Annotated in this window: 17 protein-coding genes; 10 read left to right on the top strand and 7 right to left on the bottom strand. The window is 45.9% G+C overall.

Annotation, left to right across the window (positions count from 1 at the left end; genetic code table 11):
• Positions 1–257 precede the first annotated feature (257 nt).
• Positions 258–926 carry a dTMP kinase gene (gene tmk / locus QT994_RS09465; RefSeq protein ID WP_333173713.1) on the bottom strand — a complete coding sequence of 223 codons (669 nt, stop codon included), beginning with the start codon at positions 924–926 and terminating at the stop codon, positions 258–260.
• 105 nt (positions 927–1,031) lie between these two features.
• Here tmk and QT994_RS09460 point away from each other — a divergent pair, with 105 nt between their 5' ends.
• Positions 1,032–1,379, top strand: coding sequence for a hypothetical protein (locus QT994_RS09460; protein WP_172190364.1), 348 nt, complete (start codon positions 1,032–1,034; stop codon positions 1,377–1,379).
• Between the two features lie 197 nt (positions 1,380–1,576).
• Here QT994_RS09460 and QT994_RS09455 read toward each other — a convergent pair whose 3' ends face one another.
• On the bottom strand, positions 1,577–4,126 hold the full coding sequence (locus QT994_RS09455; RefSeq protein ID WP_333173710.1) for a heavy metal translocating P-type ATPase: 2,550 nt from the start codon (positions 4,124–4,126) through the stop codon (positions 1,577–1,579).
• Positions 4,127–4,427: 301 nt separating this feature from the next.
• Between QT994_RS09455 and QT994_RS09450 the strand changes: the two genes are divergently transcribed.
• Positions 4,428–4,634, top strand: a complete 207-nt coding sequence (locus tag QT994_RS09450) for a DDE transposase family protein (RefSeq protein WP_333173707.1) — start codon at positions 4,428–4,430, stop codon at positions 4,632–4,634.
• A 156-nt stretch (positions 4,635–4,790) separates the two neighbouring features.
• On the opposite strand, the gene ctpC is transcribed toward QT994_RS09450, so the two are convergent.
• Both ctpC and ispG read right to left on the bottom strand, forming a co-directional pair.
• Entirely contained in the window at positions 4,791–6,146 is a 1,356-nt protein-coding gene (ctpC, locus tag QT994_RS09445) for a carboxyl-terminal processing protease CtpC (RefSeq protein ID WP_333173703.1), read from the bottom strand.
• 315 nt (positions 6,147–6,461) lie between these two features.
• Positions 6,462–7,682, bottom strand: a complete 1,221-nt coding sequence (gene ispG, locus QT994_RS09440; RefSeq protein ID WP_333173700.1) for a (E)-4-hydroxy-3-methylbut-2-enyl-diphosphate synthase — start codon at positions 7,680–7,682, stop codon at positions 6,462–6,464.
• 337 nt (positions 7,683–8,019) lie between these two features.
• Here ispG and QT994_RS09435 point away from each other — a divergent pair, with 337 nt between their 5' ends.
• The 8 genes from QT994_RS09435 (at position 8,020) to QT994_RS09400 (ending at position 12,093) form a co-directional block, all read left to right on the top strand.
• Positions 8,020–8,430 (top strand): Pepco domain-containing protein, encoded by a 411-nt coding sequence (locus QT994_RS09435; protein WP_333173698.1) that lies wholly within the window; start codon positions 8,020–8,022, stop codon positions 8,428–8,430.
• Positions 8,431–8,436: 6 nt separating this feature from the next.
• Positions 8,437–9,978 (top strand): GUN4 domain-containing protein, encoded by a 1,542-nt coding sequence (locus QT994_RS09430; protein WP_333173696.1) that lies wholly within the window; start codon positions 8,437–8,439, stop codon positions 9,976–9,978.
• Positions 9,979–10,210: 232 nt separating this feature from the next.
• Positions 10,211–10,372 carry a hypothetical protein gene (locus QT994_RS09425; RefSeq protein WP_333173694.1) on the top strand — a complete coding sequence of 54 codons (162 nt, stop codon included), beginning with the start codon at positions 10,211–10,213 and terminating at the stop codon, positions 10,370–10,372.
• A gap of 8 nt (positions 10,373–10,380) precedes the next feature.
• Positions 10,381–10,605 (top strand): hypothetical protein, encoded by a 225-nt coding sequence (locus QT994_RS09420; RefSeq protein WP_333133278.1) that lies wholly within the window; start codon positions 10,381–10,383, stop codon positions 10,603–10,605.
• 99 nt (positions 10,606–10,704) lie between these two features.
• Positions 10,705–10,821: a hypothetical protein gene (locus QT994_RS09415; protein WP_333173723.1), complete on the top strand. Its 117-nt coding sequence runs from the start codon at positions 10,705–10,707 to the stop codon at positions 10,819–10,821.
• Between the two features lie 53 nt (positions 10,822–10,874).
• Positions 10,875–11,357, top strand: coding sequence for a type II toxin-antitoxin system HicB family antitoxin (locus tag QT994_RS09410; RefSeq protein WP_333173691.1), 483 nt, complete (start codon positions 10,875–10,877; stop codon positions 11,355–11,357).
• Between the two features lie 25 nt (positions 11,358–11,382).
• Positions 11,383–11,571 carry a hypothetical protein gene (locus QT994_RS09405; protein ID WP_333173689.1) on the top strand — a complete coding sequence of 63 codons (189 nt, stop codon included), beginning with the start codon at positions 11,383–11,385 and terminating at the stop codon, positions 11,569–11,571.
• 18 nt (positions 11,572–11,589) lie between these two features.
• Positions 11,590–12,093, top strand: a complete 504-nt coding sequence (locus QT994_RS09400) for a DUF2243 domain-containing protein (RefSeq protein WP_333047995.1) — start codon at positions 11,590–11,592, stop codon at positions 12,091–12,093.
• 71 nt (positions 12,094–12,164) lie between these two features.
• On the opposite strand, the gene QT994_RS09395 is transcribed toward QT994_RS09400, so the two are convergent.
• The 3 genes from QT994_RS09395 to QT994_RS09385 form a co-directional block, all read right to left on the bottom strand.
• Positions 12,165–12,326: a DUF4351 domain-containing protein gene (locus QT994_RS09395; protein ID WP_333173686.1), complete on the bottom strand. Its 162-nt coding sequence runs from the start codon at positions 12,324–12,326 to the stop codon at positions 12,165–12,167.
• Positions 12,327–12,331: 5 nt separating this feature from the next.
• The gene (locus tag QT994_RS09390; protein ID WP_333173683.1) at positions 12,332–12,529 is read right to left on the bottom strand and encodes a hypothetical protein; all 198 of its coding nucleotides are present in this window, start codon (positions 12,527–12,529) and stop codon (positions 12,332–12,334) included.
• Between the two features lie 190 nt (positions 12,530–12,719).
• On the bottom strand, positions 12,720–13,082 hold the full coding sequence (locus tag QT994_RS09385; protein WP_333173681.1) for a hypothetical protein: 363 nt from the start codon (positions 13,080–13,082) through the stop codon (positions 12,720–12,722).
• Between the last annotated feature and the right edge of the window lie 155 nt (positions 13,083–13,237).

Raw genomic sequence — 13,237 nt, 5'->3', positions numbered from 1 at the left:
GAAGGAAGAAGGAAGAAGGAAGAAGGAAGAAGGAAGAAGGAAGAAGGAAGAAGGAAGAAGAAAGAAGGAAGAAGGAAGACAATCTAGGGTTTCAGCAGTAATTAAGAATATTCTAACTGTCGGGCGCGGTTGCTATAATACCAAAAGGTTATTGTGGTTTAAGGGACTTCTAAATAAGTGTTTTGACTTAATAATGTTAAATTCTAAGTGGCCGGAGCCGGACAGGACATTGCCGTGTCTCTACACATTATGCAGCGCTATTTTTCAGAATTGGTATTATTTAAATATCCCCAAGCTTCTAACCTGCGAGTTACAAGAGTTTGAATTTCCTGAGCGACTTCATATTCAGGTCGATCGGCATTTATCCGGACAATTCGAGATTTATTTTCCTGGGCTAACTCCGCAAAACCTTGCTGTACAAGGTGGTGAAACTTCAAATCCGCTTGCTCGATCCGATCACACCCTCCCCGAGCCCTTACCCTCGCCAAACCCTCCTCCACATTAATATCCAGCCACAAAGTCAGATCGCTTTCCAAGCCGTCGGTAGCAATTTCATTCAAGTGCTTAATTAAATTTAAGTTAAGACCGCGGCCGTAGCCCTGATAAGCAATCGTAGAGTCAGTAAAGCGATCGCATAAAACAATCGTTCCCTTCGATAACTCGGGTTTGAGAAAAGTTTCGACGTGTTGAGCGCGATCTGCCGCGTACATGAGTAATTCTGCTCGATCGGATACAGATTCGCCCCCATCTTGTTTCAGCAACAAATGTCGCAGTCCCCTTCCCAACTCAGTACCCCCCGGTTCGCGAGTAGCCACCAAGCGGACTGTCAGAAAGCAAGTTGCTTGCAGGAACTGTATCAAGCGCTGCATTTGCGTAGTTTTACCCGCACCTTCAACCCCCTCAAACACGATAAGTTTGCCCTTCATTGCCCTAACTTTCCACCTGAATAAAATAAATCCATATTGTTCTGTTCATCGGTTCTAGGTTCGGTATGATAATAAAGTCTCAATGCCTCAAGGCTGGAGTTTTTTATGGCTCGCTATACTGGTTTTTTTATCGTTGCCGTTCCGATCGACCGTCTCCGTCAATCCCTGATTGAAATTTTAGAGTCATGCAATCTTGATATTATCTACAATACAGGAGATTCCGTCATGGCTCGCGAGCTCCCAGGTCAAGTTTCGATTCCCAAACTTGTCACCGCCGAAGTCCTAATTGAGAAAAACACGGCCAGCGACTCAGAGGTTCGCATGAACTTCGTGATTAAAAACGAAGAACTGCCCCTGCAAACCAACAACCACTGCCGTCAAATGTTCGAGCTAGTGAGTCGTTCAATTATGAACAACAATAATTGGCGACTCTTGGAAAGTATGGCACTCTAGCCATCAGTCAGTCGATTTTACATTTTAGATTTTAGAGTGACTCCACAGATAAATCTGGGGCCTCGAACTAACGTCGAAACTTCTTTGATCTCGACTCCTGGTGTGGGGGGCTTGTATCCGTATGGGGATGAGGTCATTAGTCCTTAGTTTGTAGCTAATGACCGATGGCCTCCGACTTTTATATGCAATCCGTAAATTTAAGCTCGAAATCCCCGGCGCAAAAACAAAGAATTGGTAACAACGCTAACAGAACTAAACGCCATAAATGCTCCGGCCGCCGCAGGACTGAGTAGAATTCCGGTTGCAGGCAGCAAGATACCCGCTGCCACCGGAATTCCCAGAGTATTGTAACCAAAAGCCCAAAATAAATTTTGGCGAATCTTATTAAAAGTAGCGCGCCCCAGCTCGATCGACTCAACAACATCCATCAAAGCATTTCGCATCAGCACAATTTGAGCTGTCTCAACTGCGACATCCGTGCCACAGTGCAAACCGATACCGACATCAGCTTGAGCCAAAGCCGGCGCGTCATTGATACCATCCCCCACCACAGCCACTTTACAGCCTTGGGCTTGCAAAGTGGCGATCGCCCGAGCCTTCCCCTCCGGCCGCACCCCGGCCAAAACATCAGCCGCCGCCAAACCTAGCTGCTGCGCCGTCACCGCCGCCGCCGACGCCGTATCCCCCGTCAGCATCATCACCCGCAATCCCATGCCCCGCAAACGTTCCACCGCCGCCTTAGCATCCGGTCTCAGAGTATCTTTTAGCCCGATTACCCCCAGCAAAACGCCCTCAGAAGCCACGTAAACCGCCGTTTTGCCTTGCAAAGACCCCGACACTTCCGTCGCCACAGCGACCCCCTGCTCCTTCATCCACTCGGCATTCCCCGCGAACACCCGTCGGCCTTCCACCAAAGCAGAAACCCCGAAGCCCGGTTCCGTGCAGAAATCCTCAGCAGCTAGCAGCGGCAAACCTTGCTGTTGAGCTTCCAGCAAAATCGCTGCGGCGATGGGATGAGAAGCGCCCCTTTCCACCGCCGCCGCAATTTGCAGCAGTTTTGAGTCAACTCTGCCAGAAACCCCATCAATTGTGGAACAGGCATCTTGCCTGTTGCCAGAAACCCCATCAATTGTGGAACAAACATCTTGTTTGTTGCCAACATTAATATCTGACTTCAAATCCCACTCCGAATTCTGGAAAATCGGCAAATAATCTGTGAGTGTGAGATTTCCGGTTGTCAGAGTGCCAGTCTTGTCAAAAACCACCGTATCTAATTGATGCACCCGTTCTAAAACATCACCACCGCGAATTAAAAGTCCGCGCTCCGCCCCGATGCCAGAACCGACTAAAATTGCAGTTGGGGTAGCCAGTCCCAAAGCGCAAGGACAAGCGATGACTAAAACGGCGATCGCCAATTTCAAACTTAACAGCAAAGGCGATTGATAATGGATAATAGGCAATTCATTTCCCATATTCATTACTCCGTGTCCCATGTTCATGGCCCCCTGTCCTAAAAGCACAGAAGGCCAAATATGAGTACCGGCAAAATACCAAAATAGGAAAGTTAAAACCGATATCCCCATTACCCCATACACAAAATATCCCGCGACAGTATCAGCTAAATTTTGAATCGGCGCTTTGCGAGTTTGGGCTGCCTGCACCAAAGCCACCATTTGAGCTACAGTTGTTTCCTTACCGGTGCGAGTTGCGCGCATCACAACTGCCCCGGATTTATTGATAGTTCCAGCGGCAACTGTATCTCCTGGTTGCTTCAAAACCGGCATTGATTCGCCAGTCAGCATCGACTCATCTATCGTGGTTTTGCCTTCGCAAATTTCGCCGTCTACTGGTATTTTTTCCCCGGGCAAAACTTGCAGCCATTCTCCGACTCGGACGCGATCGGCTGGAATTTCAATGTATTGTGGATTGTAGACCTCTGATGTCGAATTTAAAGGCAATTCTTCCGATCGCAAATCTAAACTCGGGAGTTTAAAATCAACTAAGCGGGCTTTGGCTGGTTGCAATGCCATTAAAGCTTGCAAAGCTGATGCAGCGCGCCGTCTGGCTTGCTGTTCGAGAGTTTTGCCCAACAAAATAAAGCCCAGCAGCATCACCGGTTCGTCAAAAAAGCACTCCCATCCCATCCGTGGAAACAGCAGCGCCGCGTTGCTAGCGGTGTAAGCTGTGACAGCGCCTAAAGCTACCAAAGTATTCATGTTGGGTGCATTTCGCCACAAACTGCGGCACCCATCAACGATAATCGGGCGGCCCGGTAGCAGCAAAGCTAGGGTGGCGAGTCCCCAGTGAAACCAAATATTGCTGAGAATTGGGGCTTTTGTACCGAGTACGTGACCTAAACCGGATAAAATAATTAGGATCAGGGCGATCGTCAATTGCTTGATTTGCTGTCGAATTTCTTGCTGTCGCCGTTCAATTGTTGCCGCTTCTGCTTCCCGCTGATTTTCACCTAAACGAGACTGAGAGGGAAATCCATTATCAGTCAACTTTTTCGCTAAAGCTTCTGCATCGACAGCCCCCGGTTGACACTCAACCGTCGCGACTTCTACGGCCAAGTTAACGCAAGCTGAAATTACGCCTGAATACTGCATGAGTTGGCGTTCCACAGCTTTCGCGCAGCCGGCACATTTCATCCCGCCGACATCGAAAGTAACAAGTTCTGGCGGTGATTCTTTAACTGGTAGGATTTCTGGTTGAATTTCGGGAATTGTTTTGGGCAAAAATTGCATGGTTTTTTTTGGTATTGATTAGAATATTTGGGTGGTTCTGAAAGGGTTTAATGCACTGTTTAGACAAATGTCTATATTTTTATCATAGATAAATATTGTGGCATCTTCCGAAAGTGTTAGTTTTTTTTAATTCTTATTAGTTCGCGGCGCTGAAATCCGCAGTCCGGCAGGCGTTTCAACCACTGTCGAACTGCGGATTTAATGCTAAGACACACTTGGGACACGGCAGTACCGTTTCCCTACTTGATATAATGAGCGAATTGCTTAGTTAGTATCCAGCTTTAATTTGACGAATTTAGCTATGACAGAAACATCAAAATTTTATATTGTCAAACATCGGGCCGGTAATTGCGAGATTTTGCCGTTGGCGGAGCCCTCGCAGAGGATCGCCCAACTCGAACAACTAAACCCCAGTATTATTGAAAAGTGGGGCCCTTACGATTCGCCCCAAGATGCCATCGCCCGCCGCATCGGATTAATTCGTGCCGGCAAATGCCAGCCGCAATGAGGAATTACTATTACTTTCCTCCGAATCGCGAAAGCTAACGTGACTCGCAATGAGGCATGGCAAGAAATAGCGAAGCATTCGAGTTTAAAATCTTGGCCTTTAGCCGTATTTCTTCCCCCGAATGCTTTTTTTAAACTGAAACCCTACACAGGTTTTCTACTTCGATTTAGAAGGTGCTGCACTCGGTTTTGCCTGCGCCGCAGTCGGCTTAGGTGGCGCTGCATTCGGTTTCGACTCCGCCTTATTGTTCCCTGTTTTACCAGTAACTTGCTGTGTCAAAACTTCCATAGCTTTCGCGTACTGCGGATCGGCCGCCGTAGCAATTTTATCGCGATCGCGCCTTAATTCCTGTTTTTGAGCGTCAGTGAGTTCTACCTTAAAATCCGGTTCAATTCCCAAGTGGTTGATATCGCGTCCGCTGGGAGTAAAATACTTGGCAATTGTCACCGCCAAACCTGAACCATTTCCCACGCCGCGTACAGACTGCACCAAACCCTTACCAAACGTCTTTGTTCCCACTAAAACCGCGCGCTTGTTGTCTTGCAAAGCACCGGATAGAATCTCGCTAGCGCTTGCTGAACCGCCGTCTACAAGTACAACTAACGGTTTGTCTGTGATCGCTGCCTTATTTGCAGTTTGTTTATCAGCCTCACCGACTCGATCGACCGTCGAGACGATCGTACCTTCTTTGAGCCACATCCGAGCAATTTCAATACTTCCGTACAGCAACCCGCCGGGATTGGAACGCAAGTCTAAAATATAGCCCGTTACCTTTTTCTGTTCCAAATCCTTAATTGCCGATCGCATTTCCGATGCAGCATTCGCACTGAACTGATTTAAGCGAATATAGCCGACTTCTCCGATGGGAGTTTTCTGCACCGACTTCCGCACGGGATGAATTTCAATTTTAGCGCGTTTCAGCTTAAAGTCTAATTCCTTGCTTCCCCGCAAAATAGTCAGCGTCACCTCAGTATTCGCCTGGCCGCGAATCAAATTTACCGCTTGATTCGTATCCATGCCTTCTGTGCTCTTACCGTCAATCTTAGTAATGATATCTTTTGCCAGAATACCAGCAGTAAAAGCAGGGGTATCTTCGATCGGCGAAATCACTACCAACTTTTTGGTTTTCTCATCTTGAGTCAACTGAATCCCAACTCCTGTCAATTCCCCAGAAGTGTCAACCTGCATATTTTTGAACTCTTGAGGGTCCATAAACCGCGTATAAGGATCGTCTAGCTTCTTCAGCATTTCCCGAATTGCTTTGTAAGCTTCCTCGTCGCTGGTATAAGTCCGGTTCAAATAATCATTTCGCACCGCTTTCCAGTCAACCTGGTTAAAAGTGCCATCCACATAACTTTTGTCAATAATTTGCCAAACTTCATCAACTAACTCTTTAGGGCTTCCCCGAAAAGAAGCCAGAGATTTAGAACTGCAACCAGTGTTCGCAAGAGTTACAGCAGTGAGTACCACTGCTGCTGCACTTAGAACAAGCCCTCGTTTTGTTATAACCATTTGTCTGACGCGCGGGAGGAAAAGAGTTCAGAATAATTACGCTCAATCTAACACAGGCAAGGCCGGCTCGCGTTTTGCGTACATATATTATTCCACTTTGCCGAGTTCTGCGGTGTCAACTTAAGACTGAAACCCTCTATCTCTTTCGTTTGTATCAAAGTCTCGATCCCCCTAAATCCCCCTTAAGAAGGGGGACTTTGAGCGTTATTGTCCCCCCTTAACAAGGACTTTGAGCGCTCTTGTCCCCCCCTTACTAAGGGGGGTTAGGGGGGATCTCCGGGTTTAACAACAGGCATTAGGAGCGATCGACAGCCATTAAGGATCGACCCAGCGATCGTCCGATTTAATCAAATCAATCAATTCTGCCACGCCTCGGTCTTCCGGCACTTTCTTAATTTCTTCCCGGCCCCGGTACAGCGAGATATAACCCGGTTGCTTCCCGACGTAGCCGTAATCAGCATCAGCCATTTCTCCCGGGCCATTGACAATACAGCCCATTACTGCTATATCCAAACCGGTGAGATGCTTGGTAGCCTCTCTCACTTTGTGTAACACTTCCTCTAAATTAAACAAAGTGCGACCGCAGGAAGGACAAGCGACATACTCAACCATCGTTTTCCGCAGTCCCAAGGCTTGCAGAATGCTGTAGCAGACGGGAATCTCCTTTTCTGGGGCCTCTGTCAGCGAGACGCGGATGGTGTCGCCGATACCGTCAGTTAACAAAGGTGCCAGGCCTGCGGTGGATTTGATGCGGCCGTATTCGCCGTCTCCTGCTTCTGTGACGCCCAAATGCAGCGGGTAATCCATGCCGAGTTCGTCCATCCGGTGCACCATCAAGCGATAAGCAGCAACCATCACGGGTGCACGGGAGGCTTTCAGGGAAAGTACGATATTTCGGAAGTCGAGGGATTCGCAAATTTTGATGAATTCCAGGGCCGATTCCACCATGCCTTCGGGGGTGTCGCCGTAGGTAAAAAGCATCCGTTCGGCGAGGGAACCGTGATTGACGCCGATTCGCAAAGCTTTGCCTTGGTCGCGCAGGGAAATTACTAGAGGCTCGAGGGTTTCGCGGATTTTTGAGCCAATTTCCGCGAATTCGGCGTCGGTGTATTCGCTTCTGTCGGCTTTCGGCTTCTCGAACACGTAAAGTCCGGGATTGATTCTCACTTTGTCTACGTGTTTGGCGACTTCCAGGGCAATTTTCATGCCGTTGTGGTGGACATCGGCCACGAGGGGCACGGGTTGGTAGGTGGCGTGCAGTTTCTGCTTGATTTCGGCTAATGCTTTGGCGTGGGCCATGCTGGGCACGGTGACGCGGACGATTTCGCAGCCAATCTCGTGCAAGCGCCGAATTCCGGCGACTGAACCGTCGATGTCGAGGGTGTCTTCGTTAATCATCGATTGTACGACGACGGGGTTGCCGCCGCCGATGGTGACGCTACCGACTTGGACTGGACGGGTTTTGCGGCGTTTGATGGTGGTGTCGAATATTGGTTCGGTGGAGGGGGTTTTAGTGGGGTTCGGCAGAGTTTGCATAACTGGTTGCGAGTGTTCTGTAATTAGAGTTTATAAAATTGTGTCTGCTGTTTTTTAGGTTTGCACAGAAGTGGACTGTTTGGGCAATGAGGTTTTACGATTTAGGATTTTTGATAGAAGTACGATCGAACTTGTAAGTCACATTATGTATGTTTGGGCGATCGCGGGATGAATTTTTTAGTATTAAAATTTAACATTTTGGGCGGGCAAGATGCCCATTCCACAGATGAATCCGGGGGCTGGTTTAACAGTTGATAAATTTTAGGTACAATTTAAAATTATTGTGGGTAATCGCATCTAGCAAGATTATCTAGATAGTTTGGAGTCTTAAACACTTATGCCAGATGAAACGATTTGGATTGTGACCGCCGATACTTCGCATGAGTCTCCTGATGCACATGATGATGACGGTGCGAAGAATGGGGGACATATAGGCGTGGACTGGAGTGATGCTTGGGACGCGCAGCCAAATGAGCCGACCCAAAAGCAGGCGGCAAAAGGGGTTGATAGCTTGCGACTTCACAATGTCAGTATCAAGAAATTAGAAAAAGAATTGGTTGACTTCATGCAAACGGTAGATCAAATGTTCAGCCGTGCGGATGCGGAAGCTGACATGAAAGCGATCGAGTTATCTGAAATTGAGTTATCCGTTGCGATTAACGCCGAGGGTTCTTTCAGTTTAGTCGGTCTGGGAGCTAAAGTTGCAGATACAAGAACTGTATTGTTGAGATTCAAACGGAAGTCTTAAGGTGAGATGGGGAAAAATCTGGCGATTTCAATTGGCATTAATAAATATGATTTCCTAACCCCGCTGAAATATGCCAAGCGGGATGCAGAGTTAATGCAGGAATTTCTTCGCGATCGGGCGGGGTTTGATCAAGTTTTTTTCTTCTCAGATGACTCGCCTGATATTCGAGGTAAATCAACTCGTCCTTCTTTTATCAATCTGAAGCGAGTTTTGAGGACGATGTTTGAAAAACCATTTATGAGAGATGGAGATAACTTTTGGTTTTTCTTCAGCGGTCATGGAATGCCCCATAATGGCTATGATTATTTAATGCCTTGCGATGGCGATCCGGGAGATGTTGAAAATACGGCGATTCCGATTAATTTTATGACGGAACGCCTGCGTCGCTGCGGTGCTGATAATATTATTTTGATTCTGGATGCTTGTCGGAGTCAAGGAAGTAAATCAGGAGAAGGAATCGGCAATCAATCTGCTGAAATTGCGCGACAAAAGGGAGTGATTACATTTTTTTCTTGCAGTCCTAATCAGTTGTCCTATGAAATTGATGCTTTACAGCAAGGTGCTTTTACAAAAGCATTGTTGGACGGGTTGGGCGTTCAAGGTAAATGTGCAACTGTTGAGCGATTGGATCATTATTTGAGTTCCCGAGTGCCTGAACTGATCAGACAATATAAAAAAAGTGATACCTTGCGACAAACACCTTACGTTATTGCAGAGCCTGTTACTAAGTCGCACTTAATTATCTACTCCCAATATGCAACTTCACATGATGTTGCTCAAATGAAAGTTGATGCTTTTTATGCGGAAATTAACAAAAATTTTGACCTGGCAAAACAGTTGTGGATTCGCGTATTAGTTGTATATCCTGGCGATATGGACGCTATTAATGGAATTCAAAGAATTGCTGTTGAGCTGAGCGGAAAGGAGGCATCATCTCAAAAGAATTCTGTTGGTGCCAGCGTTGCGAACAAATCAGAATCTCTATCCTCTCCAAAATCTACACCTCTAGGAAATACTACTTCTAGTGAGGCTGATGTTCCCCTCAAGTCAAAACGCGGAACAGACTACACCAAGTTGCGCGATTTACTGGCTAGCGGAAAATGGAAAGAGGCGGATGAGGAAACGACTAAAAAAATGGTGGAAGTAGCGCTTAGGGCCTCGAATAACTACCTCCAGTATTCAGATATTAATAGCTTTCCTGTTGAAGACTTGGGAACCATTGACCTACTTTGGGTAAAATATAGTAATGGACGCTTTGGATTTTCGGTGCAAAAGAATATCTACGAAAGTCTAGGAGGAAGTAGGAAATCCGAGCAGAAAATTTGGGAAGAGTTTGGCGATCGTGTGGGGTGGCGCGTGAACGGTCGTTGGCTGTCTGCTAGTCAATTAAAATTAGCTCCCAATACCCAAATTGGCAACCTTCCCGGGCTATTGACTAACTGGCTGTATCGTTCCGAGGGGATTCAAACAGAGGATTTAGTAGAGTCTCTGAGAATCACGCAGAGTGGGGCGGTTGCTGCTCTTCTTCTCTCACGTAGAGACTTGTAAAGTCTAACATCTAAGCGTTTTGGGGTTTCGTGAAGATTATGATAATAACCAAAGCTTGAACCACGAAACTGCGCCACTTCTACGTTTCCGATACCTGGCACTCACCGGAGTGGGTTAAAAGGCTACCAGTGATACTAATTGTTAACATAATGTTTGATGTCGAATGAACTTTCAAATTATCGGAAACCTTACTAATATTGAAACAATAGTAGTAGGTAAATAAACTCCGTAAGTGGAACGTTTGCAGAAAAATTATGGTAAGGGACGTTGGAGAAAACTCAAAGGAATTGCAACAATTATCCTTACTGAGGGTACAGCCTGCAAAGCTGAGCTACATTGGTACGAAGCACACGGCATTGGAACAAAAGAAATCAAAATAAAATATATTTTATAGGAGGAGTCATGAATCCCCATAACTTAGAAACACAATTTGTAGTTTGCATTAACAATCAAGACTATCAAGCATCCTTGGAAGTGCGAAAAATTTATCGAATCATACCCGATAATCGCGCTGCGGAACATCAATTTATCCGAGTTATTGATGAATCCGGCGAAGATTATTTGTATCCAGTCGCGTATTTCGTGCCGATTGAATTGCCGAAAGCCGTAGAAGCAGTATTTGCCTAATAAATTACGAATGAACTCTGTATAAAAATGCCCTATTTGCGGCGGTGAAATAGTTATCAAAGAAGTCGGTAAAGTTTTACGGGCGGCAAGTCTACTGCTATTTTAAAAGTATCCGCTGAAGTTTGCCTAAGCTGTGGAGAACGGTTGTATTCTGTGGAAACAGTTAGGAAATTTGCAAAAATTAGACAGCAGTTACAGCGAGAAAAGACTCAATAATTTCAAGCGATGGGGCAGTTTTTTCGAGTTGGAGAAGTTATAGGATAAAAAGAATGAAAAACCTAACTCAATTAACCCAGCTTGAATTAGTGCTGCTGGAATTAGTAGCTAAAGGTCAAGGAAAGTGGAGTTGGTACGAACTAGCGAATGCACTTTCCCGTCGAGATGTACCGCGAGAACCTGACATGATGGTTGTCTTAAAAAAACTGGCTGCTGATGGCTTGGTTAAACGATATGTAGAAACAAATTCGCCTCGCGACAGATGGGAATTGACGCCAGAAGGGTCTATGGTGTTGGCAAACCCAAAAGCAGATAGTCAAAGCCGAATTATAGGTTATGCAATTGCTATCCAGAAATCAGAAAGCAATTATTCGGCTTATGTTCCAGATTTACCCGGATGCGTAGCAACAGGTACAACTATCGAGGAAGTCGAACAGCAAATTAAAGCAGCAATAGTTTTTCATTTAGAAGAGTTGCGTCAATCTGGTTCGTCTATTCCTGAAGCCAGGACTTTATGCAAATATGTTGAGGTTTAATGTAATTAAAACTATCAATTAGTATGTGGATGGTGTTGTAGAAGTTATTGCAGGCAAGATTCGATCGCACTTTCCAATCATCCATCAAAAATCAACGCGCGATCGCACTTCACTCAATAAATCTATCTCGCGGGTGATGCGATCGCCCCTCCTCCCCAGCAAAACTAAAAAATGTACTGGCAAATCCCTTCACAGACCCAGGCTCAGCAGTTAAATAATCTGAGGTTTTCCATTGGACGATCGCACAAACTCACCAGCCACCTCTGTTAACAACCGCCGACCTCTAATTATCGCAGGAATTCTCCTCGGTATCGGTCAATCCGGCTTTTTTGACGGCATTGTGCTGCACCAACTCCTCCAGTGGCACCATATGTTTAGCAGCGTTAAAACCGATACTACCGTTGCCGGTTTAGAATTAAATACCCTCGGAGATGGATTGTTTCACGCTGCAGATTGGTTGGTAACAGTGGCGGGAATCTTCTGTTTGTGGAGTGCTGTGAAGCGCAAAGATGTTCCTTTGTCAACTCAAACTTTTTTCGGTTCAATATTAATTGGTGCTGGATTGTTTGACTTTGTTGAAGGCATTGTTGACCATCAAATTTTGGGAATCCACCACGTCAAACCCGGTATCAACGAGTTAGCTTGGGATTTAGGATTTCTCACTCTTGGAGTTAGTTTAGCGCTGTTAGGTTGGATGCTGGTACAGAGGGAAGTTCCCGCAGATACTAAAGTTTAAATGAATGCAGAGATTGGGAATTTTACCAAATCCGCGTTACAAATCCCCCACTCTCTTTTTAACTCATCAGTTCATCCCGCCGCAGACTCCAACCACGCGATCAAATCCTCTTGACTCCTAAAATCCAACAAAGCTTCTCGCAAATCATCTAACTGTTCCGCAGATAATCCCTGGATGCGAGTTTGAACTTCCTGTGTAACCTCACCCACCCGCCGCACGATCGGACGCATCATTAATCCTATTTCCCCCTCAATTTTACCCCTTTCGATTCCTGGGCGGTGGCGTTGAGTACCTGAAATTCCACAACCACGGTTTTGTTGCCGATAATCTTGGCCTTGACATCCAGGTAAGTGTCTTTCAAGCCTGTAACGCTTCCTGCTGAATAAGGGTCAAGGAGTTCTATTTCTTGGATGGTCGCTTCTCCGTTATAAAACATTGCATTTAGGAAGCTGATTAAAATTTCAGGATGTTCTGAATATCAGAATATTCTTTTGAATGCAAAGTCTGCTTTGGGGGTGATGAAACGAATATTGTAGAAGGAAGAAGAAAAATGCAATATCTTAGGGATTTTTGGGTTAGTAGTTGCGCTTTACCACCCTCAGCGCAACTACGAAGTTTTTCAATTATCAGCCTGTGGCTTGAGTAGTAGCAGGCGACATAACTAGCTTTCCATTTATATCCATCGTCGCAAGCTTCAGCACTTCATTAAAAGCTAAACCCCGAATTTTGAGTTCCCACCGAATGCCTTTTGCTTTCATTCGCTTGGCTTTCCGCATATCGACATCAGCAACTTTTTGATGCAAGAGCAAATATTTCATTGCTGCTGTAGCTTCGACTTTTGTGGGAAATGCAATATAAGTGATAAATCCGCCGTCCCAATGATTGGCGTTGCGGACGCTGCTGATAGTCGCAACTCTCGGACTAAAGCGGTTCCAGTAAAAGTCGCTATAGCCGATCGACTGTGTATTAACTTGGAGTTTGTTTGCCATTTGACTTAACTCCTATAACCTTGTGTGCGGGGTTGGCAGCACCCATTTGCTGCTGTTACTATTATAGCAAATTAACTGGTAATGGGGAATGGGAAGTGCGATTATGATGTTCGGTTATACCTATTAAAAAAGTCTTGCTACAGTCCTTAATTTTA

The sequence above is a fragment of the Microcoleus sp. S13_B4 genome (assembly GCF_036700885.1).
Classification (GTDB): Bacteria; Cyanobacteriota; Cyanobacteriia; order Cyanobacteriales; family Microcoleaceae; genus Microcoleus.
This window is presented reverse-complemented; position numbering and strand designations above follow the sequence as displayed.